The sequence below is a fragment of the Lysinibacillus sp. FSL L8-0312 genome, from assembly GCF_038003285.1.
In the GTDB taxonomy this organism is placed as follows: Bacteria; Bacillota; Bacilli; order Bacillales_A; family Planococcaceae; genus Lysinibacillus; species Lysinibacillus fusiformis_D.
In genome coordinates this window covers 4294756-4321556 of the sequence record NZ_JBBOOV010000001.1, presented here as the reverse complement: position 1 = coordinate 4321556, position 26801 = coordinate 4294756, and the positions used below count along the sequence as shown (strand labels likewise).

General features: G+C 38.2%; 28 protein-coding genes. All 28 read right to left on the bottom strand.

All coding sequences use genetic code 11. The features are described from left to right. Nucleotides 1–4 precede the first annotated feature (4 nt). Nucleotides 5–454 carry a flagellar export protein FliJ gene (gene fliJ / locus MHI22_RS21520; RefSeq protein WP_036124736.1) on the bottom strand — a complete coding sequence of 150 codons (450 nt, stop codon included), beginning with the start codon at nt 452–454 and terminating at the stop codon, nt 5–7. After that, complete coding sequence (gene fliI / locus MHI22_RS21515) at nt 455–1780, bottom strand: flagellar protein export ATPase FliI (protein ID WP_036124834.1); 1326 nt, start codon at nt 1778–1780, stop codon at nt 455–457. A 5-nt stretch (nt 1781–1785) separates the two neighbouring features. Beyond that, entirely contained in the window at nt 1786–2574 is a 789-nt protein-coding gene (gene fliH, locus MHI22_RS21510) for a flagellar assembly protein FliH (RefSeq protein ID WP_058843503.1), read from the bottom strand. Beyond that, nucleotides 2567–3580 (bottom strand): flagellar motor switch protein FliG, encoded by a 1014-nt coding sequence (fliG, locus tag MHI22_RS21505; protein WP_036124740.1) that lies wholly within the window; start codon nt 3578–3580, stop codon nt 2567–2569. The genes fliH and fliG overlap by 8 nt, the downstream gene beginning before the upstream one ends. A 15-nt stretch (nt 3581–3595) precedes the next feature. Next, nucleotides 3596–5188, bottom strand: coding sequence for a flagellar basal-body MS-ring/collar protein FliF (gene fliF, locus MHI22_RS21500; RefSeq protein WP_036124742.1), 1593 nt, complete (start codon nt 5186–5188; stop codon nt 3596–3598). Nucleotides 5189–5308: 120 nt separating this feature from the next. Further along, the gene (gene fliE, locus MHI22_RS21495) at nt 5309–5614 is read right to left on the bottom strand and encodes a flagellar hook-basal body complex protein FliE (protein ID WP_036124744.1); all 306 of its coding nucleotides are present in this window, start codon (nt 5612–5614) and stop codon (nt 5309–5311) included. Between the two features lie 23 nt (nt 5615–5637). Further along, the gene (gene flgC, locus MHI22_RS21490; protein WP_036124747.1) at nt 5638–6099 is read right to left on the bottom strand and encodes a flagellar basal body rod protein FlgC; all 462 of its coding nucleotides are present in this window, start codon (nt 6097–6099) and stop codon (nt 5638–5640) included. Between the two features lie 3 nt (nt 6100–6102). Then, nucleotides 6103–6495 (bottom strand): flagellar basal body rod protein FlgB, encoded by a 393-nt coding sequence (flgB, locus tag MHI22_RS21485; protein ID WP_036124750.1) that lies wholly within the window; start codon nt 6493–6495, stop codon nt 6103–6105. Between the two features lie 591 nt (nt 6496–7086). After that, nucleotides 7087–7866, bottom strand: coding sequence for a GTP-sensing pleiotropic transcriptional regulator CodY (gene codY, locus MHI22_RS21480; protein ID WP_004229266.1), 780 nt, complete (start codon nt 7864–7866; stop codon nt 7087–7089). 87 nt (nt 7867–7953) lie between these two features. Then, nucleotides 7954–9354, bottom strand: a complete 1401-nt coding sequence (gene hslU / locus MHI22_RS21475; RefSeq protein ID WP_036124752.1) for an ATP-dependent protease ATPase subunit HslU — start codon at nt 9352–9354, stop codon at nt 7954–7956. Beyond that, nucleotides 9354–9899 carry an ATP-dependent protease subunit HslV gene (gene hslV / locus MHI22_RS21470; protein ID WP_036124754.1) on the bottom strand — a complete coding sequence of 182 codons (546 nt, stop codon included), beginning with the start codon at nt 9897–9899 and terminating at the stop codon, nt 9354–9356. Before hslV ends, hslU begins: the two co-directional genes overlap by 1 nt. A 21-nt stretch (nt 9900–9920) precedes the next feature. Continuing rightward, entirely contained in the window at nt 9921–10820 is a 900-nt protein-coding gene (xerC, locus tag MHI22_RS21465; protein ID WP_036124756.1) for a tyrosine recombinase XerC, read from the bottom strand. A 287-nt stretch (nt 10821–11107) separates the two neighbouring features. Further along, the gene (gene trmFO / locus MHI22_RS21460) at nt 11108–12421 is read right to left on the bottom strand and encodes an FADH(2)-oxidizing methylenetetrahydrofolate--tRNA-(uracil(54)-C(5))-methyltransferase TrmFO (protein WP_058843502.1); all 1314 of its coding nucleotides are present in this window, start codon (nt 12419–12421) and stop codon (nt 11108–11110) included. A gap of 19 nt (nt 12422–12440) precedes the next feature. Next, a complete protein-coding gene (gene topA, locus MHI22_RS21455; protein WP_036124760.1) occupies nt 12441–14519 on the bottom strand; it encodes a type I DNA topoisomerase in 2079 nt (692 codons plus the stop codon). 92 nt (nt 14520–14611) lie between these two features. Continuing rightward, complete coding sequence (gene dprA, locus MHI22_RS21450; protein WP_036124762.1) at nt 14612–15508, bottom strand: DNA-processing protein DprA; 897 nt, start codon at nt 15506–15508, stop codon at nt 14612–14614. 193 nt (nt 15509–15701) lie between these two features. Further along, on the bottom strand, nt 15702–16604 hold the full coding sequence (sucD, locus tag MHI22_RS21445; protein WP_054610302.1) for a succinate--CoA ligase subunit alpha: 903 nt from the start codon (nt 16602–16604) through the stop codon (nt 15702–15704). A 19-nt stretch (nt 16605–16623) separates the two neighbouring features. Then, nucleotides 16624–17784 (bottom strand): ADP-forming succinate--CoA ligase subunit beta, encoded by a 1161-nt coding sequence (gene sucC, locus MHI22_RS21440; RefSeq protein ID WP_036124767.1) that lies wholly within the window; start codon nt 17782–17784, stop codon nt 16624–16626. Between the two features lie 161 nt (nt 17785–17945). Then, nucleotides 17946–18248: an EscU/YscU/HrcU family type III secretion system export apparatus switch protein gene (locus tag MHI22_RS21435; RefSeq protein ID WP_058843501.1), complete on the bottom strand. Its 303-nt coding sequence runs from the start codon at nt 18246–18248 to the stop codon at nt 17946–17948. Further along, the gene (locus MHI22_RS21430; protein WP_340812642.1) at nt 18245–20134 is read right to left on the bottom strand and encodes a hypothetical protein; all 1890 of its coding nucleotides are present in this window, start codon (nt 20132–20134) and stop codon (nt 18245–18247) included. The genes MHI22_RS21435 and MHI22_RS21430 overlap by 4 nt, the downstream gene beginning before the upstream one ends. Nucleotides 20135–20188: 54 nt before the next feature. Continuing rightward, nucleotides 20189–20950 carry a ribonuclease HII gene (locus MHI22_RS21425; protein WP_340812641.1) on the bottom strand — a complete coding sequence of 254 codons (762 nt, stop codon included), beginning with the start codon at nt 20948–20950 and terminating at the stop codon, nt 20189–20191. A 165-nt stretch (nt 20951–21115) separates the two neighbouring features. After that, nucleotides 21116–21991 (bottom strand): ribosome biogenesis GTPase YlqF, encoded by an 876-nt coding sequence (ylqF, locus tag MHI22_RS21420; RefSeq protein WP_036124777.1) that lies wholly within the window; start codon nt 21989–21991, stop codon nt 21116–21118. 57 nt (nt 21992–22048) lie between these two features. Then, the gene (lepB, locus tag MHI22_RS21415) at nt 22049–22612 is read right to left on the bottom strand and encodes a signal peptidase I (RefSeq protein WP_036124779.1); all 564 of its coding nucleotides are present in this window, start codon (nt 22610–22612) and stop codon (nt 22049–22051) included. A gap of 105 nt (nt 22613–22717) precedes the next feature. Next, nucleotides 22718–23062, bottom strand: coding sequence for a 50S ribosomal protein L19 (gene rplS / locus MHI22_RS21410; RefSeq protein WP_036124783.1), 345 nt, complete (start codon nt 23060–23062; stop codon nt 22718–22720). Nucleotides 23063–23178: 116 nt separating this feature from the next. After that, nucleotides 23179–23916 carry a tRNA (guanosine(37)-N1)-methyltransferase TrmD gene (gene trmD / locus MHI22_RS21405; RefSeq protein WP_036124836.1) on the bottom strand — a complete coding sequence of 246 codons (738 nt, stop codon included), beginning with the start codon at nt 23914–23916 and terminating at the stop codon, nt 23179–23181. After that, nucleotides 23916–24431 carry a ribosome maturation factor RimM gene (gene rimM / locus MHI22_RS21400; RefSeq protein WP_036124784.1) on the bottom strand — a complete coding sequence of 172 codons (516 nt, stop codon included), beginning with the start codon at nt 24429–24431 and terminating at the stop codon, nt 23916–23918. The genes trmD and rimM overlap by 1 nt, the downstream gene beginning before the upstream one ends. A 386-nt stretch (nt 24432–24817) precedes the next feature. Continuing rightward, a complete protein-coding gene (locus MHI22_RS21395) occupies nt 24818–25051 on the bottom strand; it encodes a KH domain-containing protein (protein ID WP_004269410.1) in 234 nt (77 codons plus the stop codon). Nucleotides 25052–25066: 15 nt separating this feature from the next. Beyond that, complete coding sequence (gene rpsP, locus MHI22_RS21390) at nt 25067–25339, bottom strand: 30S ribosomal protein S16 (protein WP_004269411.1); 273 nt, start codon at nt 25337–25339, stop codon at nt 25067–25069. A 94-nt stretch (nt 25340–25433) separates the two neighbouring features. Further along, nucleotides 25434–26792, bottom strand: a complete 1359-nt coding sequence (gene ffh / locus MHI22_RS21385) for a signal recognition particle protein (protein ID WP_036124787.1) — start codon at nt 26790–26792, stop codon at nt 25434–25436. Nucleotides 26793–26801 lie beyond the last annotated feature (9 nt).

Below are 26801 nucleotides of genomic sequence, written 5' to 3'. Positions count from 1 at the left end.
GAAATCACCTGATTTCTCTCTTGTTATACGTTTGTAATGAAATTTCATCTAGAAAAAGGCTTTCTATACGATCTTGCTCTTGCTGGAATAGCTTCAAATCTTTTTCTCTCATTTTTTCAAATTTACGTACTTCCAAGTTTTTTTCTAATAATTTTTCCTCGTGCCAATTCATCTTCGCACGAGCTTGTATCACTTTCTGTTGTACATCTGCAATTGTTTTCTCAAGACTATCTATAAAACGACTATAATGATGAATTTCGTCAATAGATGAGCCAATCGTTAAACGCTCCTGCTGAAATGCGATTAAGTCTTCTTTCTTTTTAAGTAATTCATATAATCTTGTTGCTATTTCTTCAAAAGAACGGACAGATTCTTTATAAGCCATTTCGGTTTCGTTTTTTTCTTGCTCACGAATTGTTAACACTTTTTCAAAACGATACACATAACTGACCATCTATTTCGCACCACCGTTCGATAATGTTATTAACTCATTGACACTTTCTTCTAATGTTACTTTGTCTAAATAGCCTTGTTTAAGATAATGCGTAATGAGCGGTTCATAATGAATGGCCTCATCAATCTCTTTAGAAGTTCCTCTTTTGTAAGCTCCAATATTGATCAAATCCTCAGATTTGTCATATGTATAGTAGAGTTCCCTTAATCGTTCAGCAGCTTTTTTATGCGCTGGCTCTGCAACATGATTCATCAAACGGCTTACGCTTTTTAAAACATTGATGGCTGGATATTGACCTTTATTGGCTAGATTTCGATCCAATACAATATGGCCATCTAATATCCCTCGCACAGTATCAGCTATTGGTTCATTCATATCATCACCATCAACTAAAACGGTATAGAATGCTGTGATTGAGCCCTTTTCATTAGTACCAGTACGTTCTAATAATTTAGGTAATATCGCAAATACAGAAGGCGTATACCCTTTTTGTGCCGGTGGTTCTCCCGTGGCAAGTCCAATTTCACGTTGTGCCATGGCTACACGTGTAACGGAGTCCATCATCAGCATGACATTTAAGCCTCGATTTCTAAAATATTCGGCAATCGCTGTCGCTGTAAAAGCGCCTTTAATCCGCATTAATGCTGGTTGATCTGATGTGGCTGCAACAACAATGGAGCGACTTAAACCTTCTGCGCCTAAATCACGTTCGATAAATTCACGAACCTCACGACCACGTTCTCCTATGAGCGCAATGACATTTAAATCTGCTTGCGTGTTTCTAGCAATCATACCTAGTAACGTACTTTTTCCGACCCCAGAACCAGCGAAAATACCAACACGTTGACCATTACCAACTGTTAGCATGCCATCAATCGCCTTCACCCCTACTTCGAGTCTTTCGTCAATTGGTGGACGAGTCAGTGGGTTCGGTGGATCTTGCTCAGTAGGGACGGTCATTAACCCTTTCGGTAATAAGGTGCCATCGATTGGATTCCCCATAGAATCCAATACTTTTCCTATTAACTCAGGGCCCACTTTTACTTCTAGAGGGGCACCAGTCCCTTCAACAAGACAGCCAATAGATATTTCACGTAAAGAGGTGAATGGCATTAAGACAACTATCTCATCTTTAAAACCAACAACCTCTGCTAAAATGATTTGGTGACCATTGTTTACAGTTTCCACATGAATTTTACAGACATCACCTATGGAACTATCTGGACCTTGCGACTCAATCATCAAGCCGACAACTCTAGTTACTCTACCAAACTTTTTAAAAGTAGGTATATGAGGAATATGTTCGATTAATTGAGCCGTTTTCATCAAGATCATTCCTTACTCTCTAATATTTCATGTAGCTTTAATCTAAGCTCATTCAATTGCTCATCAATACTAACCATAATGCGACCATGATTTGTTTCAATATAGCAATCTGTTTCATTGTCTAAATCTTCATTCACAAAAATCATAAATGGTACATCCATCGGGAACATTTCTGCTAATTCATCTCGATTAGTGGTAATTAAAGCGTAGTATGTTGGGGAAACATAAATTTTAATTTCTTTCATTTCCCTTGCTTCTTTCAACCCTCGACGCACAATTGACACAAACAGTTCGTTATCTTGCTCTAGTGAGGTGCCAATAATTCGTTCTGCTGCAGTTAAGCCTAACTCTAAAATGACCGCTTCTTGATCTTCAATATATTTTTGTGCATTTTGTTTCGCTTGAATCATAACTTCATTCGCAGTTTGAAGTGACTGGGCCATTGCTTCAGAGGCTTTGTTCATACCATCTTCATAGCCTTGCCCAAACCCCTCATCATACGCCTCTTGCACTCGATTCGGTCTCTCTTCTTCCCAGTTTAACTTTAAGTGTTCAATTTCTTGGAAGTGTAATTGCTTTTCTTGTTCAAACATCTCACGTTCTGCTTGCAAAGTAGCTCTAGCTTCTGCAAGTAAACGATCTCGCTCTGCCATTATTTCATCCAATGTTAATTGATGCTGAGATGAGACTTCATGTTGGTCTACTTCAATCGGTTCAAACATATCTCGGATTTGGATTTCTTTAATACTATCGCTATCAGACTGGGTGTAAATAGAACGGATGATTCTAGACAATGACGTCATCTCCTCCACCGCGAGCAATAATAATCTCTCCAGCATCCTCTAGACGACGAATAACAGCAACAATTCGAGATTGCGCCTCCTCTACGTCACGTAATCGTACAGGTCCCATAATTTCCATTTCTTCTTTAAATGTATCAGCCATACGCTGTGACATATTGCGGAAAATAATATCTTTTACTTCTTCACTTGATACCTTCATTGAAAGCAGTAAGTCTTCGTTTTCACAGTCACGAATAACACGTTGAATGGAACGATTGTCGAGTGTAACGATATCTTCGAACACAAACATACGTTTTTTGATTTCCTCTGCAAGTTCTGGATCCTGTATTTCGAGTGCATCGAGAATTGTTTTTTCTGTTTGTCGATCTACGCCATTTAACACTTCTACGACAGCATCGATACCACCTGTTTCAGTGTAATCCTGTGTAACTGTTGACGATAATTTACGCTCTAATACAGATTCAATTTCACTAATTACTTCTGGAGAAGTCGATTCCATTACTGCTATACGTTTAGCAATATCCGCCTGTACTTCCTGTGGTAGTGAAGATAAAATAACACCCGCTTGCCCCGCCTCTAAATAAGAGAGAATCAGGGCAATTGTTTGTGGATGTTCATTTTGAATAAAGTTAAAAATTTGTGCTGGATCAGCTCTTCTAGCAAAATCAAACGGACGCACTTGTAGAGAAGATGTTAGACGATTAATAATCGTTTGCGCTTGTTCAACACCAAGCGCTTTTTCTAATACTGTTTTCGCGTAGCCAATACCACCTTGTGTGATATAGTCTTGCGCTAGTGCGATATTGTGAAATTCTTCAATAATCTCTTCTTTGACATTTGATTCTACTTTTTTAACACTTGAAATTTCTAATGTTAAACGTTCAATTTCTTCCTCTGTTAAGTGTTTATAGACAGAAGCTGAAACCTCAGGCCCTAATGAAATTAACAAGAGTGCGGCCTTTTGTTTTCCGGTTAATTCCTTATCTTTCTTGGACACAGCCGAACCTCCTAGTTAGTCTTCCGCAATCCAACTACGCAGTAACTTTGCAAAATCGTCTGGCTTTTCTTTAGCCATTTTTTCAAGCTGCTTACGACGCATTGTAGCTTCCGTTTCAATTTCTTCATTAATATCATCAATCATTAATTCTTCTTGTTCTTCTAGGATACTTAGCTCTTCTTCTTCCTGCGCACGCTTACGAGAACGGATAATAAAGAATGCTAGTAATAAAATAACAGCTAATAAGATACCGCCAATGACCCAAACCCACCATGGGATAACTGGTTTTTCATCAGCGACCTCTGTCGCCTTACCATATAAAGGTTGTACTGAAACAGCTACTTTCTCGTCAATTTGCTCTTGTGTAAGTTCTGCTGCCACATCTTTGGAAATTGTTGTACGAACTATTGTACTTAAAATTTTCTCGATATCTTCACGAACACCATCTGGTAATGACGCTGCATCTGTCGCTGTTGGTGGTTCAACAATGACTTGAATTCCAATATCTTGAACTTTATAAGGAGCTTCTTGGATATCTTTACGTATACGATTCACGTCATTATTGATCGTTTCCTCTGTACGTTCATAGTCACCATTCCCTGTTGCACCTTCGTTATACGTTGTGAAGTTATCTGTAGTTGTTTCAGCTTCAGGTGTTCCTGCAGCTGCTGCGCCTGTACCAGAATACTGCTCTGTAATTCGTTGAGCACTAATTGCGATACCTTCCATATTTTCTTCATCAACAGGTGTCACAAGGTTTTCTTCACGATTTTCTTTCTTGAAGTCAATATCCGTTGTAACAGAAACCATCACTTTATCTTGTCCCATCAACGTTCCTAGCATATTTTGCACTTGACGCTGTAGATCACGTTCTACTAATTTCTTCATTTGTAATTGACCTTCGGCTGTCGCTGTGGAAGTACCATCAGTAGTAGCAGCATTCAAATCAAAGTACTCTGAGAATTGATTAGAGATTACGATGTTTTCAGTTTTTAAATTGGGAATACTTTTTGACACCAAATTGTACATAGTAGTAATTTGCTGCTCTGTAAATTTATAGCCAGGGTCTGTATTTAAAACAATAGATGCCGTTGCCTCGCCTTGCACATCCGTTACGAATACCCCTTCTTCAGGAACTGTAATCATTACTTTGGCATCTTTTACACCCTCTAAATTTTTAAAAAGCTTAGCAATTTCAGTTTCAGTTGCTGCTTTTTTTAAGAGGTTAAATTCATTATCTGTCATACCAAATCCTGAACTATTAGCAAATGAGTAATCAATTGTACCTGTTTGCGGATAGCCCTCTGAAGCTAATTGTACTAACAAGGAGTCAACTTGCTCTTCTGGCACTAAAATAGATGTTCCACCTGGAGCAATTTCATAGTTCACACCTTGGGAATCTAGTGCTTCCTTTACTTGTCCAATTTCTCTTGTTGATAAATCTTTATAAAGTGGAACATATGTAGTTTTCGAAGCAAAAAACGTCACGATGGCTGCAAGTGCGATGACGCCTACCACGGAGCCAATCATAACTATTTTTTGCTTTTTACTTCGACTTGTCCAAAATTGACTGGTGTCGTTTTTTATTTTCGTCAATCGTTCATTCATTATGAATCCTCCGGTTATAGTGAATAACCTAGCCATCAATAATTTGCGAACATAATGAGTCCACTATAGTAGTGGTTATTAATCTAGTTTGAAAAGAGTTTCCTTATCTAGACAATAAAATTAAACACTCATTCGCATTATTTCTTGGTAAGCTTCAATCACCTTATTGCGAACTTCAATTGTTGCGTTTAATGTAATGCTCGCCTTTTGTGAAGCAATCATCACTTCATGCAACTCCACATCTTCACCTTTAATTAGCTTTTGAGTAAATTTATCAGAAGTTATTTGCTGATCATTTACTTTGGCTATTGCTTCTTTTAACGAGTTCGCGAAGCTTTGTTGCGCTTCATAAGGTGTTGTATTGAGTTTATTTGTTTCATTTACAACCTGAGTAGGTGTCATTAGCGAAACGGACGAAATAGTCATTATGTATCTTCCTTTCTACTTATTTATTTACCAATCTCTAAAGCCTTTGTTAGCATGGATTTATTTGCGTTAAATACAGTTATATTCGCCTCATAGGAACGTGTTGCTGACATTAAATCTACCATCTCTTTCAATGGATCCACATTTGGCATATTCACATAACCATCTGCATTTGCATCTGGATGAGTTGGGTCATAAACAAGTTTGAAAGGTGTTTCTTGATCTTCTGAAATTCGAGAAACTTTCACACCATTGCCAACACCACTTTTCGCATTTTTACCAAGGGCTACATTCAGAAATTTCGAGAATTGTCCTTCTTGTGCTGCGAACGTCACAGACTTACGTCGATACGGTTCCCATTCCCCATTCACTTGACGAGCACGAGTCGTATCCACATTTGCCATATTGGAAGAAATAACATCCATTCGTAATCGTTGCGCTGTTAAAGCAGAGGCAGTGGTATTCATCCCATGAAATATAGACATCTATTACTTACCTCCCTTTATAACGGTATTCAATGTGTTTAATTTTCCATTAACACGGTCAATTAAAGCATTGTAATAAATTTGATTCTCTGCTAATTTTGCCTGCTCAGCATCCATATCTACAGCATTGCCATTATTTCTATATCGCAAGTTCTCAACATTATTAACGCCAGGCGTAGATTGTCGAATTGTGAAATCATAATGTCTGCTGTCAGTACGATATGCGGAAATAGACATACTTTGCTGTTCTACCAACATATCCTTAAAACTAACATTTTTCGCCTTATAATTAGGCGTATCGACATTCGCAATATTGTTTGCGATTGTTTTATGATTCAAAGTTGCATAGGAAAGTCCGTTTTCCAGGCTACTAATAGTTCCACCAAATAAATTCAAAACTGTTCACCTCATTTTATTTCAATTTATGTACTTGTTAATTTATCCAATAATACAATTGTAATTAAGATGATACCTAGTGTCTATTGTCTTTTGTCACTTTTTAATAGTCTATCCGCCCTATTTTTTCTAATGTATAACCATGACAAAACTTCTGCATCCCTTATGTCTCTAAGGTTTATCAAAGGTTATTAGACATCTAGTTATTTTACACCATTTCGACAGTGTTTACGGTTTTTGTATTAAATATGCCTTTTTCTGAGCTTTATCGCCTTATAAATATTGACTAAATAAAGGTCCCATTTTACTAGTTCAATCAACACAAGCATATTTTGCCTATGAATGTGACACATATTTGAACAAGTTTTTCACCATTCTTCTAAAGTAACACACATTACATTTTTATATGCTAAAGGTAGTGACGATTTTTTGAACAGCATTAGGAAGAAAGAAATAAGAACCTACAATAATCAGCATTTTTGTACTTATGGCAAAAAAATAAGCACAAAAATCTTCTCCCTCACGGGCTAATACACAAAAAAAGCGCCTAGTTTTACCCTAGACGCTTTCAGAATCTTCTTAAAGAAGTATTTATTTCATTTTAATTTCTGCTAAAGCATTTAAGAATTTATCGTTTAGCACTTTAATATAAGTACCTTTCATACCTAAAGAGCGAGATTCAATGACACCAGCAGATTCAAGTTTACGTAATGCGTTGACAATCACTGAACGCGTAATACCCACACGGTCAGCAATCTTAGAAGCAACTAGTAAGCCTTCATTGCCATCAAGTTCTTCGAAGATATGCTCAATTGCTTCTAACTCACTGTATGAAAGTGAATTAATAGCCATTTGTACGACAGCTTTGCTACGGGCTTCTTCTTCAATTTCTTCTGATTTTTCACGTAAAATTTCCATACCAACTACTGTCGCACCATACTCTGCTAAAATTAGATCATCATCTTCAAATTGTGAAGATAAACGAGCAAGGATTAATGTACCTAAACGTTCACCACCACCAACAATCGGTACAATTGTTGTTAAAGCGTTTTGGAATAAATCTTTGTTTTCAACTGGGAAAGCAGTATGTTCGTTGTTAATATCTAAATTTGATGATGTTTCAGAGATCGTAAACAAGCTATGTGTGTATTCTTCTGGGAACTGTCTCTCTTCGAACATTTTTTTCATACGCTCATTTTCAATTTGTTGGTGAATTGAAATACCTAATAATTTCCCTTTGCGACTTAAAATATAGACATTACTATCAATAATATCGCCTAATGTATCAGCCATTTCCTTAAAGTTTACTGGTTTACCAGCAGATGCTTGAAGCATCGAGTTAATTTTACGTGTTTTTTCTAATAAATTCATTATATGTTCCTCCTATAAATAATCCGAAGAGTATTTATTAAATATTCTAAAGGTTTTTATTATTGAATGATACTAATTAGCTTTTTCTTACAATATAAACTGTGACAAATCTTTGTTTTTTACTATACCCGCAAGTTTTTGATCTACATACGCAGCATTGATCGGGATACTTGCTGGTGCAATTTCAGAAGCTTCAAACGATAGTTCTTCAAGTAAACGTTCTAATATCGTGTGTAATCGACGAGCTCCGATATTGTCAGTTTCCTGATTAACCTCCGTAGCAATTTCAGCAATTCGTTCAATAGCATCTGTTGTGAAATGAATTTCCACGCCTTCCGTTTCTAACAATGCCTTATATTGCAAAATAAGTGATTGGTCTGGTTCTTGTAAAATACGTACAAAATCCTGTTTTGTTAATTTTTCAAGCTCTACACGAATTGGAAAGCGTCCTTGCAATTCAGGAATTAAATCTGACGGCTTCGACATATGGAATGCACCAGCAGCTACAAACAGCATATAATCCGTTTTCACCGCACCGTATTTCGTTGTAACAGTTGAACCTTCAACGATTGGTAAAATATCTCGTTGGACACCTTCACGTGAGACATTTGCTGAAGAATTGCCTTCTTTACTAGCAATTTTATCGATTTCATCAATAAAAATGATACCTGTTTGCTCAGCTCTAGTAATAGCCTCTTGTGCCACTTCATCTGCATCTATCAGCTTATTCGCTTCTTCAACTGTTAAAATACGACGGGCGTCCTTCACTTGTACACGACGTTTTTTCTGTTTCTTCGGCATCAAACTGGATAACATATCCTGCATGCCACTATTCGCAGACATATCCATTCCCGTTCCTTGTAACGCATCAAAAATAGATGGATTTTGTTCTGTTACCTCCACAGTAACCCACTCATTTTCTAATTTACCGTTACGTAAATCAATCGCAATTTGTGCACGCTTAGAGCGTACTTCAACCTCATCTGTTGAAGAATCATCAGTCGTTGGTTGCTCTTTACCACCAAATAGCATTTCAAACGGATTTTGCATCGCCTGTTTCTTACGTAAAGAAGGCACCAAAAGTTTCACAATCGCTTCATTTGCTAATTCTTCTGCTTGTTCCTTAACAGACTCCATCATTTCTTCCTTTACTAGACGATGTGAGGCTTCTACTAAGTCACGTACCATTGACTCAACATCACGCCCTACATAACCTACCTCAGTAAACTTTGTCGCTTCAACTTTCACAAAAGGAGCATTTGTAAGCTTAGCAATTCTTCTTGCAATTTCCGTTTTTCCGACACCTGTTGGTCCAATCATTAATATATTTTTAGGAATAACTTCATCCTTCATATCCTCATGTAACAACGAACGACGATAGCGATTACGTAACGCAATGGCTACAGCGCGCTTAGCTTCATTCTGCCCAACAATATAACGATCTAAATGCTCAGTAATTTGTCTTGGCGTTAAATTTTTTTGCGTCATTAGTTCAGCGCCTCCACGATAATATTATGATTCGTAAATACACAGATTTCAGCAGCTGTTTCTAATGCCGCCTCAGCAATTTCACGAGCAGTCATTGTTTCACCTGCATATTTTTTCAATGCTCTACCTGCAGATAATGCATAATTTCCACCAGAACCAATAGCCAAAATGCCATCATCCGGTTCAATGACTTCCCCTGTACCTGAAACGAGTAGCAATGTCGTTTTATCCATTACTAATAACATCGCTTCTAACTGGCGAAGCATTTTATCACCGCGCCACTGCTTTGCTACTTCCACTGCTGCACGCTGTAAATTACCATTATACTCATTTAGTTTGCCTTCAAACATCTCAAAAAGTGTAAATGCATCAGCGACGGAACCTGCAAAACCTGCAAGGACCTGCCCATTAAACAGACGTCTGACCTTTTTTGCTGTTCCCTTCATCACAACTGCATTTCCCAATGTTACTTGACCATCACCAGCCATGGCACAGCCTCCGTTATGATGAACTGCAAATATCGTTGTCGCATGAATTTGTCCCATCTGCCTTCCTCCTTAGCTCTATTATGCCCTTGGATGGGCATTCATATATGTTTGACGAAGATGCTCTTTTGTTACATGTGTGTAAACTTGTGTAGAAGATAAATGTGAGTGACCTAATAACTCCTGCACTGTCCGCAAATCTGCGCCATTATTCAATAAATGTGTGGCAAAAGTATGGCGAAGCATGTGTGGGTAAATTTTCGTATGGAGTGAGGCCTTGTCAATCATTTCGTTTAAAATATGACGTACCCCTCGAGGAGTAAGTTCCCCACCACGCATATTGACAAACAACTGCTGGTGACTAGTTTTTTTCATCAATCGTGGACGAGCTTGCTCTATGTAGTCCTGCATTGCTAAACTCGCAAATTGACCAAATGGAATAATTCGTTCTTTTCGACCTTTTCCCATTACCCGTATAATCGAATAATGAAAATCTACATCCCCTACTTGGATTGAAGTCAGTTCACTTACACGAATACCTGTCGCATACAACAGCTCTAATATAGCTATATTTCTCAATGATTTCAAATCATCACCAGTATTCGCATCAAATAGCTGCTTCAATTCTTCTTCGTAGAAAAAATTGGGTAAACGTGATTCTTTTTTTGGATGATAAAGAGAACGAAATGCTCCGTCATCTAATCCGTACTGTCTATTTAGAAAGCGAAAAAAGGAGCGTATCGAGGAAATTTTCCTAGAAATAGAGGCCCTTGCTCTTTTCTCATCGTACAACTTTGTTACATAAAGACGTGCATGTATATATTCAACACTCGCTAAATCATCGATGCCCTCTCTTTGTAAAAAGGTTAAAAAATCTAGCAGGTCTGATTCATATTCTCGCACTGTATGAACAGAGAAGTTCTTTTCAACTTGGATGTAAAGCATGAACTGTTCGAGTGCATCTTGGGACGAAACTAACATGGAAAGATTCACCACCAATGATTTATTAATAATTTTCTCAAATGACTGACACTTGTAATATAACGGATAAATATTTCTTTGTCATCTCTTACAAGTTTGTATCGTTTTTCATTTCATTAATAAACATACATACTGACACTAAACCTATCTTCATAATATAGCAAGTGTAATTAGTTATAAATTGAGAAAATCTTCATACAAAATAATAAAATACGTCTAATTAAGCATTTTGTCTACAAAAAGAAAAAGCCTCTAAGAGTATATCAACTTTTAGAGGCTTTTTGCAATTAAATTGTTTGTGAATTCACAAAATTGCGAATTGAGCTTATTGCGCGTGTTGCATGCATTTCCGCACGTTCTGGTTTTGAACGACGACCAGGTGGTAATTCAGGGAATATACCGAAGTTAACGTTCATCGGCTGGAAGTTTTTCGACTGTGCTTCTGTTATATAACGCGCCATACTGCCTAATGCCGTTTCGAATGGGAAAATAATAGGCTCTTGTCCAAGTGCTAAACGAGCTGCATTAATTCCTGCAATTAATCCACTTCCTGCTGATTCAACATATCCTTCTACACCCGTCATTTGACCTGCAAAGAAAATATTCTTATGCTCACGAAGCTGATATGTTTTTTCTAAAACTTTTGGTGAATTAATGAATGTATTTCGGTGCATGACGCCATAACGTACAATTTCTACATTCTCTAACCCTGGAATTAGCTGTAGCACTTCCTTTTGTGGACCCCATTTTAAATGAGTTTGGAAGCCTACAATGTTGTAAAGGGTACCAGCAGCATCATCTTGACGAAGTTGCACAACCGCATACGGACGTTTTCCTGTTTTTGGATCTTCAAGACCAACTGGTTTCATCGGTCCAAATAACATGGTTTTCTCTCCGCGAGCTGCCATAACTTCAATCGGCATACAACCCTCAAAGTAAATTTCTTTTTCAAATTCCTTCAATGGCACAACTTCTGCTTCGATCAAGGCTTGACGGAAACGATCAAATTCTTCCTTTGTCATAGGACAGTTTAAATAAGCCGCTTCTCCTTTATCGTAACGAGATTTCAAATAAACTTTATCCATATCTATGCTATCTTTTTCGATAATAGGTGCTGCTGCATCGTAGAAGTATAAATAATCCAAGCCAGTTAAACCTTGAATTTTTTCAGCTAAAGCTTTTGATGTTAGTGGACCTGTAGCAATAACTGTTATACCTTCAGGAATCTCTGTGACTTCTTCATGAATGACCTCCACAAGTGGATGGTTTTTCACAGTCTCTGTCACATAGCCCGCAAATTCATGACGGTCTACCGCCAATGCACCTCCAGCTGGTACTGAACACTGATCTGCTGCCTTTAAGATAACCGAATCTAGCGTACGCATCTCTTCTTTAATAACGCCTACAGCATTTGTTAAACCATTTGCACGCAATGAGTTAGAACAAACAAGCTCTGCAAATTTATCAGTATGATGTGCCGGAGTTTGCTTTACTGGACGCATTTCATAAAGTCTTACTTTTACCCCACGCTTTGCAATTTGCCATGCAGCTTCACTACCAGCAAGACCTGCTCCTATTACATTTACTACTTGTTCAGTCATGTTTCTTACCATCTTCCTATCATTGAGTTGGTGCTTCTTCATAGTCACATTTCGTACATTGAATTTGCACACCTTTTTTTATCTTTTTCTCTACTAATAATGCATTACATTTTGGACATGGTCTACTAATTGGCTTGTCCCATGATACAAATTCACATTCTGGATACTGATTGCAACCATAGAATAGACGTTTTGTTTTACTTTTTCGCTCCACAATTTCGCCTGTTTCACAGGAAGGACATTTTACACCAATTGGTTTCATAATAGCTTTTGTATTTCTACAATCTGGGAAGTTTGAGCAAGCCATAAATTTACCATAGCGACCCAGTTTAAAGACCATAGGAGATCCACAAAGTTCGCAATCCTCTCCAGCAGGCTCATCTTTAATCACAACTTTTTCCATAGCTTCATCTGCATGTTTTACATGCACTTCAAAATCTGTATAAAACTCTTCCACAACACTTTTCCATTGACGGTTGCCTTCTTCAATATCATCTAAATCTTGTTCCATTTGTGCTGTAAATTCGATGTTTATGATATCTGGGAAAAATTCTAGTACGAGTTGATGTACAATTTCACCTAGCTCTGTTGGCATAAAGCGTTTAGCATCTAATACAACATAGCCACGGCGCTGAATTGTATCGAGGGTCGGTGCGTATGTGGATGGGCGCCCAATGCCTAGTTCTTCCATAGTTTTAACAAGTCGCGCCTCTGAATAACGTGGTGGTGGCTGTGTAAAATGTTGTTTAGGCTCAATTTCGAGCGATTTTACTTGATCACCAATTGCCATCTCAGGTAAAAGCTTTGTCGTCTCCTCTGTTTGATCGTCAGTACCTTCGATATATAGTTTCATAAAGCCTGCGAATTTAACTTGTGAGCCGTTTGCACGAAATAGTACATCACCATTTTGAAGATCTACAGCTACTGTATCAAGAACTGCTGGTGCCATTTGGCTCGCGATAAAGCGCTCCCAAATTAAACGATATAAACGTAACTGATCACGACTAAGAACTGCTTTTAATTCTTCTGGTGTTCTCATTGTACTCGTTGGACGGATCGCCTCATGAGCATCCTGTGCATTCGAAGCCTTCTTCGTTTGTTTTATATCTGTTGCAATAAATTCTTTGCCATATTTTCCTTCAATATAAGTAACCGCTTCTGCTTTTGCCGTATCTGAAATACGTGTGGAATCGGTACGCATATAGGTGATTAACCCGACTGTTCCCTCTTTTTTCCCAATATCAATACCTTCATATAATTGCTGAGCTAGCATCATCGTTTTCTTAGCTCGGAAATTTAATTTTCTTGCTGCCTCCTGCTGTAAGGAAGATGTTGTAAAGGCTGGTGCAGCATTACGCTTGCGTTCTTTTTTCGTAACATTGACAACATCAAAGTTTGTTCCTTTTACATCTTTTAATATTGCCTTTACTTGTGCCTCATTTGTTAATTTAATTTTTTCTTTACCATTTCCATAGTAAAGCGCATCAAATGTTTTTTTACCTTTTTCAAACGTTCCTTCAATTGTCCAATACTCTTCTGGTTTAAAGTTTTTAATTTCATTTTCACGATCAATGATCATACGTAGCGCTACAGATTGTACACGACCTGCAGATAAACCTTTTTTCACTTTTTTCCACAGTATCGGACTAATGTTATAGCCAACAAGTCGATCCAGAATACGTCTTGTTTGTTGTGCATCTACTAAATCCATATTGATTGGACGTGGGTTTTTAAAGGAATCTATTATCGCATCTTTGGTAATTTCGTTAAATACCACACGACAATCCGAGTGAATATCAATATTTAGCGCAGTCGCAAGGTGCCAAGCAATCGCTTCTCCCTCGCGGTCTGGATCGGCCGCTAGATATACTTTCTTCACTTTTTTAGCCGCAGATTTTAATTCCTGTAAAACAGGTCCTTTACCGCGTATCGTAATATACTTAGGTTCAAAGTTATTTTCTGCACTAACACCCATTTGGCTACGTGGAAGATCTCGTACGTGTCCAACCGACGCTTTTACTTTATATTTCTTTCCTAAATATCGTTCAATCGTTTTTGCTTTTGCTGGTGATTCTACAATCACTAAATAATCCGCCATCTATGTCTCCCCCTTAGCGAGGTCTATTACTAATTTTTTTAAGTTACCTGTTGCAAAATGTATAACAGATTTTAAGATAATGCAACTTTTTTTCAATTTTTGTTAGAAAAGAGCTCCAGTGTTTCAACGATTTGATGACCATTCATGACTGGAATTGCACCTTCTAAAAGTAATTGATTGGTCCCCTTAGATTGTGTCGCATCAATAGGTCCAGGCACCACAAATACATCTTTCCCCTGCTCTAATGCGAGCTCTGTCGTAATAAGCGTACCACTTTTTAGGGCAGCCTCTGTCACAACTAAAGCTCGGGATAAACCACTAATGATTCGGTTACGCATCGGGAAATGCCATTTTTCAGGCTTCATATGAGGGGGATATTCCGTTATTAATAGCTGGTGCTCTGCCATTTGTTTAGCAAGAATCTGATTTTCTGCTGGATAGAGATAATTAAAACCATGTCCAAGTACAGCAATTGTGTGACCACCCATATCAATTGTTGCTCTATGTGCCATTGTATCAGCACCTCTAGCAAGCCCACTAACGACCGTATAACCACTTTGAACAAGAGGCGGTACTATGAGGTCCATTGCCCTCTTAGAATACGCTGTAGCCTTCCTAGAGCCTATAATAGCTATCTGTTTGTTATTTGTTAACAAAGAATACTGACCTTTCACATACAATACAGTAGGTGGATTGGATATTTCAAATAATTGCGCCGGGAAATATGGATGATAAAACGGTATGGGGAAAATATTGGCTTGTGCATACGCAGCACCAAAAGGTTTTATCATAATTTGTCGAAAACTTTGAGAGAGCTGATATGCTTTTTGTGCCGATATTTGTAGAATTTTCGCTATCTCATCATGATGAATGTCTTCAAAAGAGCTTAACATATTTACCGGGGACAATAATTGTTGAAGTTTCTGAAGAGGTAACGGGTATATATAATGCAAAGCTAGTAATCTCTGTGTATCTACTGCAAGGATCATTCAATAAACCTCCTTTATAATAGAAGAAATTAAATGACCGCATGATAATGCAACACAACTTTTCATCATTATTTATACATCTGCCATAAAATTGTCGTTTTTTTCATAAGTAAGTAGGAATTTGTTTCATGAAATATGATAGCAGCGTGTAAATAATGAAAAAGATGTAGCCGCAATAGCTACATCTTCCATTTTAATGGGTTTTACACTTTTCGTATAGCCCTTTTTCTTTAATTACTTTAATCAATGTTTCACCAATGACAGAAGGTGTTTCTGCAACTTCGATACCAGCAGCGTTCATTGCTTTAATTTTCTCAGCTGCTGTTCCTTTACCACCAGAAATGATCGCACCAGCGTGACCCATACGTTTTCCTGGAGGGGCAGTTTGTCCACCAATAAAGCCTACAACAGGTTTTGTCATATTTGCTTTAATCCATTCAGCTGCTTCTTCTTCAGCCGTACCGCCGATTTCACCAATCATAACTACTGCGTAAGTTTCTGGATCATTATTAAACGCTTCAAGAACATCAATGAAGTTTGTACCGTTGACAGGGTCTCCACCGATACCTACAGCTGTTGTTTGACCAATACCAGCTTGCGTTAATTGGTGTACTGCTTCATATGTTAATGTACCAGAACGAGAAACTACTCCTACATGGCCTTTTGTATGAATGTAACCTGGCATGATACCAATTTTACATTCATCAGCTGTAATAACACCTGGACAGTTTGGACCTACTAAGCGAGTCTTTTTACCTTCCATATAACGTTTAACTTTCACCATATCAAGGACAGGAATGTGCTCTGTGATACAGATCGTTAATTCTAATTCAGCATCAACAGCTTCTAAAATTGCATCTGCCGCAAATGGTGCAGGTACATAGATAACTGAAGTTGTAGCACCTGTTGCAGCTACAGCTTCTGCTACTGTATTGAAAACAGGAACTCCCTCGATCTCAAGTCCACCTTTACCTGGTGTTACACCTGCTACGATTTTTGTGCCATACTCAAGCATTTGCTTCGTATGGAAAAGAGCTGTTTCGCCCGTGATCCCTTGTACAATTACCTTCGTATCTTTGTTAATAAATACAGCCATTGTTCTCTCCCTGCCTTCCTTAGCCTACTAGTCCCACAATTTTTTGTGCACCGTCAGCCATTGAATCCGCTGCAACGATGTTTAAACCAGACGCATTTAAAATTTCTTTTCCAAGTTCTACATTTGTACCTTCTAAACGTACAACTAATGGCACAGCTAAACCGATTTCTTTAGCAGCCGTTACAACACCCTCAGCGATAATGTTACACTTCATAATTCCGCCAAAAATGTTTACGAAAATGCCTTTTACGTTTGAATCAGAAAGGATAATTTTGAAAGCCTCTGTTACTTTTTCAGCTGTTGCACCGCCCCCTACATCTAGGAAGTTAGCAGGGCTACCGCCATAATAGCTAATTGTATCCATAGTTGCCATAGCAAGACCAGCACCATTAACCATACAGCCAATGTTACCCTCTAATGAAATATAGCTTAAATCATATTTGGATGCTTCGATTTCTTTTGGATCTTCCTCGTCGAAATCGCGTAATTCGACAATATCCTTATGTCTATATAATGCATTGGCATCAAAATTGAATTTAGCATCTAATGCCACTACATCACCTTGTCCAGTTACTACAAGTGGATTAATTTCTACAATTGATGCATCTTTGTCGATAAATGCTTGATATAAGCCTAACATTAATTTAACAGCTTTCCCCACAAGGTTTGCTGGAATATTCATATTAAACGCCATACGACGTGCTTGGAAGCTTGTTAATCCAACTACAGGATCTACTACTTCTTTGAAGATTTTTTCCGGATTTGTTTCCGCAACTTCTTCAATATCCATACCGCCTTCTTCAGATCCCATCATCGTAACACGAGATGTGGCACGGTCTAATACTAGACTTAAATAGTATTCTTTTTGGATATCAGAACCCTCTTCAATATACAAACGTTTTACTTCTTTTCCTTCTGGACCTGTTTGATGAGTCACTAAAATTTTCCCTAATAACTCTTTTGCGTATGTGCGCACCTCGTCAAGATTTTTAGCGATTTTTACACCGCCTGCTTTACCGCGACCACCTGCATGAATTTGCGCCTTGACAACTGTTACGTTTGAGCCAAGTTCTTTCGCTACTTTTACTGCTTCATCAGGGGAAAAAGCAACTTTTCCGTTTGGTACTGCTACACCATATTTTCTCAGAATCTCTTTCCCTTGATATTCATGGATATTCATAATACATCCTCCCATCAAACATTTGCATAGAATTGTTTTACTAACATAGACTATTCTAACGAAACATTCTGATAAAGTCTACACTTTGTCTTTAGTTCGAATTTTCTCTCTTATTATGACGCTTTTTTCTATTTTGTGTACTAAAACAGCTTGCAAAACAGTCAGAATACTTCGTTTTTTCTGTATTTTTTCGCATGTTGTTGATCTAAACGATAAATAAAAGCAAAAACCTCCGAAACCGCCTGATATAATTCTTCTGGAATAGACTCGTTTAAATCTAATTGACCAAGCAACTGCACAAGGTTAGGATCCTCATAAATCGGCACATTATGCTCATTTGCACGTGCCAAAATATTCTCGGCAATTTTCCCTTTTCCCTTTGCTACAACAGTCGGACTATCCATTTGTCCAAGTTTATAGGTAAGTGCAATTGCTTCTTTTCGAGTAAATTTTTCTTCGCTCATACGCGGATATCCACCCCACTCTGCTCCTCTCGCTGTTCTACTACAGTACTTCCTTTTTCTGTTTGCCCCTTGTCAAATTGTTTAATAAAAACACCTGATAGTTGATAATCCTTTTCTGCCAATCCCATTTTCAAGGCAGCCTTTAATGGCTCCGCAAGTGGCTGAATATCCGAATTTTCATTAAATATCGTTACTGTAACTACTCTATTTTGAACCTGCATATCAATTACCGTTTCTTGCATGGATGCCATCTGTAAATAAAATAATACGCGTGCATAATTGGCATCAATTTTGCCATCTTCCTTCATGCGACCATTCCACTGTAATGTTGCATCCATCTTTTTGCCGAAAAATTCAAGCGGGACTTGCATAATGAGCTGATGTTGATGGCCATTTTCTCCTGAAGATAGCTGCATACCATTCATACGCGTCATCAACATTTCTGCCGCTTCTCTCAATTGTGGTGTAATATTACTTTCCTGCAATAATGTGTGGAGCTGTGGCTTTAATTGATGGGTAATCATTTGTATATCTGCTGATTTGTTCCCCAATGTCGCCTCATAGCTAATCCCTAAATTTTTTAACACCGTTTTAAGAGCATGCTGCATCGCCTTACTATCCACCGAATTTTGTACAAGTGCATCAGCTTGTGTCACTATTTGTTGAATCATCGGTTGCGGTGATTCAACACTAGTTTTAACAAGGTTACGCATCAGTGCTTCATTTTGTAATGGAGTCGTCGCTTCTTGCCTTATAAGAGATAGCAAATGTTCCTTGCTAGACAATGCATTAGCATCCTGTGTAAATAAACGATCAGCAGTATTTTGAGCAAACGCTTTTATTAACTGCTCCTGCATTTGTTTAGCAAAAATTTCTAATGTTTGCTTCGATACTGGTAATTGATTAAAACGATCCATTAACTGATTGAGCTGTAGTTTTTGTTCATTTGTTAAGAAATTTTGGTTGGTTGTCCATGATTTCAACTGTTCAATTAGCTGACTTACATTTTCAGGCTTTGATGCAAGGATCGTTTGTACAACTTGGCCAGCCTGCTGCATTGGTTGTGCCGCTTTAGGGTCATTGATATTCGTCCAGTTTTGCCATGTTGCTTGTTGTGGCAGTATGCCTGCTTCCTTTAAAATTGTTAAGGCTTGCATTTTTTCACTCATCGCAGCAGCATCATTTGTTAAGCTCTGTATCGCTCTAGCTAAAATCAGACTGCCTGTTTCTATTTCAAAAGGTTTAGCAATCGCTTGTACCTGCTGCATCAAATTTTGCTTAAGCACTTCAGATAAAGTAGTATCCCTTGCTAAAAGCTGTGCAAAATTATCCATAGTCATCGCCATACCAGATGTTTTTTGTCCACTTAGTAAGGCTTGAAAAACATCATTCGTCATTGGCATTTTAAGCTCTATCATTTTTTGAATGACCTGTAGTGCATCCGCTTTTGAAATGCCCTCTGGTAATGCCTTTAGCCACATTTCTGCCTGCATTAATTGCTCTTTTGAAATAGGTAACTGTTCCTTCATAAAATGTCCTAGCAATTGCTGCATCTCTGCTGTTTTAGGCAAATTCATGGATTCTAGTAGCTGATTGATTTGTTGATTTGGAGAAGATGCTTGTGCCATTGGTCCTGTAACCACTTTTAATTCGGTTTGTGGATTTGTTCCTGTTACCTGAAAGAAATGGGCATCACCCGTCTTTAACGGTACTTCAAGTTTCGCTATAAATTTTTGATTACCTACTTGTATTTCTGCCATTTGATCTGGATATAATTGCTTAATGGTACCGTGAAATACTTGTCCCTGCTTTAAAGCAAGTGGCTGATTTGCTGAAGTCATGGCATTTTGTTGTAGTTGAATCGGATTAAATGATGTGGCTGACATATACATACTCCTTTCATCAATTACTCCCTCGTGTCATTGTCCCATTCTGTAGCTTTATTGAATCATTGATTTTATCGGTTCAAATGATTTACGATGGTGAATTGTTGGTCCATATTCTTCCAATGCATTTAAATGTTGCTTTGTCCCATAGCCTGCATGTTGCCCAAAGCCATACATAGGAAATTCTTTGTCTAGTTGCTCCATATAATCGTCTCGGGCTGTTTTAGCTAGAATGGAGGCAGCTGCGATTGCTAAGCTCTTGGCATCCCCTTTGATAATTGAATCCTGAGGAATCGAAATGGGTAATGTCATAGCATCTACTAAAACTACATCAGGCTTTGTCGCCAATGATTCTACACTTGCTTTCATAGATTGTTTGGTTGCCTCGTATATATTCAGTGTATCGATTTGCTGAGCGGATTGGAAATGAACAAAATAACTAATGGCATGCTCTTTAATTAACGTTGCAAAGGCGTTTCGTTTCTCCTTTGATAATTGCTTTGAATCATTCAGACCAACAAGGGCCTCACAATTTGTAGGTAAAATAACAGCTGCTGTCACAACAGGTCCCGCTAATGGTCCACGTCCTGCTTCATCTACACCCGCAACCAATGTATCGATACTCCCATAGCTTAAATCAAATGCTACTTTCGCTTGATGTTCTTGCAGTAATTGACGTTTTTTATCTTGTCGTTTTTGCCAAGTATGCCACGCCTTCTGTACACCTGTTCTTTCATCCGTTGCTATTTCTATCATCCAATCTTGCCATTCTTCTGCACCTTTCAATGCAGTGTTAATTTCTTTAATGGTTTTCATTTAAGTGCTCCTTCTTGCTTCTACTCAATAAAACTATATCATGTTCAGTTCTTTATGTAGTCTCATTCACTTGAAAACTATTTTCCTCTCTATAGTCATTATCGGTAAGAAAATTCATTCCTAAAAGAAAAACTGTCACAAAAGAACATGTGACAGTTTCAATACTTATAATTGTTCAGCCTCTTTTTTTAGCTGTTCATCAACAAAATCAAAGGTCAGTTTGCCTAATTGTAAGCCGCGTATATCTCGAACAATCAGCTGTGCTACTTGATCATAATCAATTTCTCCGCCAGGTCCAAATACACGGCGTAGCTTGCCAATATGATCAAAAGTATCCACTAGCTCCTCATGGATAAATTCGAAACCATAACGTTCCTCCATACGCTTTGGATAATGATCGGATAAGAAACGCAAGCCATAGACAGCTAAATCTTCCATATTTGTGATGGTATCCTTAATCGCACCAGTTAAAGCTAATTTAAAGCCTACTTCTTGATCTTCAAATTTTGGCCATAAAATACCTGGTGTATCCAGTAGCTCTAGCTCTTTACCAACTTTAATCCATTGCTGTGCTTTTGTTACACCTGGTGTATTTCCAGTTTTAGCGATATTTTTTTTCGCCAAGCGATTAATCAGTGTGGATTTCCCTACGTTAGGTATTCCAACAATCATGGCACGAATAGCTCTAGGTTTCATACCTCGCGCCTTCATGCGATCAAATTTCTCTTTTAAAATTTCTTGCGCCGCTTTTGTTACTTGCTGTAAGCCCTTACCCTCAAGTGAGTTTATGGCTACGGCTTTATGACCACGTTGTGCAAAATATTCTACCCATTTACGTGTTTCTTGCTCATCTGCCATATCCGCTTTATTTAAAATTAAAAGACGTGGTTTTTGGTTAATCACTTCGTCGATCATCGGATTACGTGAGGATAGCGGTAAACGTGCATCTATTAATTCAAATATAATATCGACAAGCTTTAATTTTTCCGTTACTTCACGTCGGGCTTTCGCCATATGCCCTGGAAACCATTGTATTGTCATAGCTATACCTCCTAAACTAAAAGAAAAAGGGAGTGATTAAGCTCTCCCTTTCTTGCATTACTTTACAATTTTTATGTCACTAAATGGCCAGAAAATCAAACTTGTATTACCAATAATTTCCTTTTGTTCAACAAGGCCAATATGACGACTATCTTTACTATTTCGACGGTTATCCCCCATGACAAAAACATATCCTTCTGGAATAGTATCCACGGAAACATCAATATCTTTTAAGGTAAAGTCTTCTGTTAGGGTCCCCCCAGCAATTTGCGCTTTATATGCATCTAAATAGGGCTCATCTATTGGTTCACCATTAATATATAATTGATCGTCCTTATATTCCAGCGTATCTCCTGGCAGTCCTATTACACGCTTTATGTAATTTTTTTGTTCAGGTGCATGAAATACAACGATATCAAAACGCTTTGGTTCACCTATTTTATAACCAATCTTATTCACAATCATCCGGTCGCCATCTTCAAGGGTTGGCATCATGGACTCTCCATCAACTGCAATGGGTGTAAATAAAAAATATCGAATCACTGCAGCAATCGCAAATGCAATTAATAGTGCTTTTGTCCATTCCCATAATTCATTCTTTTCTTTCACTTGTTTTTCCATTGAGAATTGCCCCCTTGTCTAACACTATTTTAGATGATAGTGAATAAAGATGACAAGCAAAAAGAAAAGGGGCTTGAACACAAGCCCCTCACTTTTAAGTCATAATTATCGAATTTCTTTAATACGAGCAGCTTTACCACGTAGGTTACGTAGGTAGTAAAGTTTAGCACGACGTACTTTACCACGACGTACAACTTCTAAGTTAGCGATTTTTGGTGTGTGTACAGGGAATGTACGCTCAACACCTACACCGTAAGAAATTTTACGAACTGTGAAAGTTTCGCTAATACCGCCACCACGACGTTTAATTACTACACCTTCGAAAAGTTGGATACGTTCACGAGTACCCTCTACTACTTTCACGTGTACCTTAACAGTATCACCAGGACGGAAAGTTGGTAGATCAGTGCGAAGCTGAGCTTTTGTAATTTCTGTAATAATGTTTGACATTGTTTTCTCTCCTTAGACAGATGCTCTTGCACGCAATCTATGCCACAGCGGAACACCGTAATTCAGCACTTCACATAGAAGTACAGATTAGATGTTATCATAAATAGAGCAGGCAATCAAGCATCTTGATGATTGTTTTTTAGTTTTTCTAGATACAATTTTTGCTTGTCTGTTAATGGATAATGCTCCAATAAGTCAGGACGGCGCTCAAAAGTTCTTTTCAGCGATTGTTCCTCTCGCCATTGCTCGATTCTAGCGTGATTCCCCGATACTAAAACATCAGGTACCTTCATCCCACGAAACTCCGCAGGTCGTGTATAATGTGGATGCTCAAGTAGACCCGTTGAAAAAGAATCCTGGATATGCGAATTCTCTTGCCCTAAGACACCAGGCAACAATCGAACTACGCTATCAATAACAGTCATAGCGCCTAATTCCCCACCGGTTAACACGAAATCGCCAATGGAAATCTCGTCTGTCACGAGGTGCTGACGTATACGCTCATCATAGCCTTCATAATGACCACATAAGAACACTAACTCCGTTTCTTGTGCTAGCTCTTCTGCTTTTTTCTGGGTGAATCGTTCACCTTGAGGACACATTAAAATGATACGTGGTTGTTTGCCAGCAGTGATGGCCTCCACTGCACTAAACATAGGTTCAGGCTTTAAAACCATACCCGCACCACCACCATATGGATAGTCATCGACTTGCTTGTGTTTGTTCCCTGAAAATGTACGAATATCCGTGACCTCTAGCTTTACAGCACCTTTTTCTTGCGCTTTCTTTAAAATAGATGCACCAAAAACGCCTGAGAACATATCAGGGAACAGGCTTAATACATGAATGTTCATCATAATAAGCCTTCCATTACATGGATGATAATTTTTTTATCTACAACATCAATATCTTTTACGATATCTTCGATATAAGGGATATAATGCTCTTTCTTCGAGCCTTTAACTACCCATACATCGTTTGCTCCTGTTTGCAGGATATCTGCCACAACACCAATTGTTTCGCCCTCTTCAGAAATAACTGTGCAGCCTATTATTTCATGGAAAAAGAATTCATTTTCTGCAAGTAGATCATCTGTCATTTGATCTTTTGTTACTTTCAGCATGCCTTCTTTAAACGGCTCAACCAAGTTGATATTGTTCATGCCTTCAAAAGTTAAAAGAATAAAGTTTTTATGACGACGCACCGAACCAATCGTTACCCAGGTTGGCTTCTTATCGTCTTTTTTAAAGGCAGCAAGTTTATTTCCTACTGCAAAACGCTCTTCTTCAAAGTCTGTTGTCGATAATACACGTATCTCACCACGAATACCGTGTGTATTGACAATACGACCTACATTAAACCATTCCATTCAACTTTCACCTCGTAAAAAACTTCTCTCCATAAAGCATCCTGCTCACCAAATAAATAGCTACCGTTCGCTCATTTATCACCGCTTACAGATATGCTTGGAAGAATGTCGTTTTAGCTAAGACTGATTTGTCTTGTCATTATTAATATAAGCAATACCCTTTAGCTGTAATCGTTATAACAGTTTTCTGTTCTGCTTAAACAGAAGTACTAGATACATGCTGCTGTTAAAACAAGATAAAAAAAGGAAGGAACCTACAAGCTCCCTCCTTCTTTGTCCAGATTTTACGTTTCATGCTAAAAGCCACTTTGAACTCCTAAGCGACATGTAAACACACCTATCAGGACTCATTTGTACTTGTTGCAAGAGCGTGAAAATCTTTTCTATTAATCCAATATATCGACGTAGGTCTTCTTTTGATGGTGACTACCTGCCGCTGAATAAACAATTGTACGAATCGCTTTCGCTACTCGCCCTTGCTTGCCTATGACTTTCCCTCGATCCTCTGGATGAACAAAAAGTTTATAAACAATTCGATTTGCATTTTCATCCGTCTCAATACGAACTTCTTCTGGATAATCGACTAACGGTAAAACGATTGCTTCAATCAGCTGCTTCAAAGACGTCGCCCCCGATTATTTACTGAATTTTTGGTTATGGAATTTTTCCATGATACCTTGTTCTGAGAACAGGTTACGCACTGTATCTGATGGTTTTGCACCGTCAGCTAACCATTTAAGAGCTTTCTCTTCATCAATGTTTACAGTAGCTGGTTGAGTTAGTGGGTTGTAAGTACCAACTGTTTCGATTTGACGACCGTCACGTGGTGAACGAGCGTCTGCAACTACGATACGATAGAAAGGAGATTTTTTAGCTCCCATACGTTTTAAGCGAATTTTAACTGCCATTTTAATAGCACCTCCGAATAAGTTTCACACAAGATAGTATATTATCAATGTTTAGGTTGTTTGTAAAGTGTTTTTTCTTAACACCTAAAAATTATTATTTAAACAATGAATCAAAGCCTGGTAATTTCATTTTTTTCTTGCCTTTACCACTTGCCATTCCAGTCATTTGCTTCATCATTTTTTTCATTTCATCGAATTGCTTAATGAGACGATTCACCTCTTGAATAGATGTCCCAGAGCCTTTAGCAATACGCTTTTTACGGCTACCATTTATGATTTCTGGGTTGGTCTTTTCAGCAGGGGTCATCGAGTAAATAATGGCCTCTACACGCCCCATTTGTTTATCATCTACTTTTACATTATCCAAGCCTTTGATTTTGTTTGCACCTGGGAGCATTTTTAAAATTTCATCAAGTGGCCCCATTTTTTTGACTTGTTGTAATTGTTCAACGAAATCATCAAATGTAAAGGTTTGGGACTTGAATTTTTCTTCTAATTCTTTGGCTTTTGCTTCATCTACATTTGCTTGCGCCTTTTCGATCAGCGACAGAACATCTCCCATACCTAATATACGAGACGCCATACGCTCTGGATGGAAAGGCTCTAGCGCATCCATTTTCTCACCCATACCGACAAACTTAATCGGTTTCTGCGTTACAGAACGGATGGATAATGCAGCACCACCACGAGTATCACCATCAAGTTTTGTTAAAACAACGCCTGTAATACCAATGGCCTCATTAAAGCTTTCTGCCACATTGACAGCATCCTGACCTGTCATAGCATCGACAACAAGGAATACCTCATCTGGCTCTTTTAATGCACGAATATCTTTTAATTCCTGCATTAAATCTTCATCGATATGAAGACGACCAGCCGTATCGATAATCACCACATCATGATGCTCTTCCTTTGCCAATTCGATTGCTTGACGAGCAATTTCTACTGGAGATACCTCGGTTCCTAAAGCAAAAACAGGTAATGATAACTGTTTACCTAATGTTTGTAGCTGTTGAACGGCTGCTGGGCGATAAACGTCTGCGGCAACTAGTAACGGCTTACGATTAAATTTTTTCCGTAAGACATTTGCCAGTTTTCCTGTAGTCGTCGTTTTACCCGCACCTTGTAAACCGACCATCATAATGACTGTTGGCGGCTTTGTATTAAACTTAATAGGGCTTTGTTCGCCACCCATTAATTCCGTTAATTCATCTTGTACGATTTTAATAACTTGCTGCCCTGGTGTTAAGCTTTGCATAACTTCAACACCGACAGCACGCTCACTTACCTTTTTCACAAACTCTTTGACTACTTTTAAGTTAACATCCGCTTCGATTAAAGCAAATCGGACTTCTCGCATCATTTCTTTAACGTCTTGCTCTGATACTTTCCCTTTGCCTTTAATCTTTTGGATCGTTCCTTGGAGTCGTTCCGCTAATCCTTCAAAAGCCATTGCTTTCGC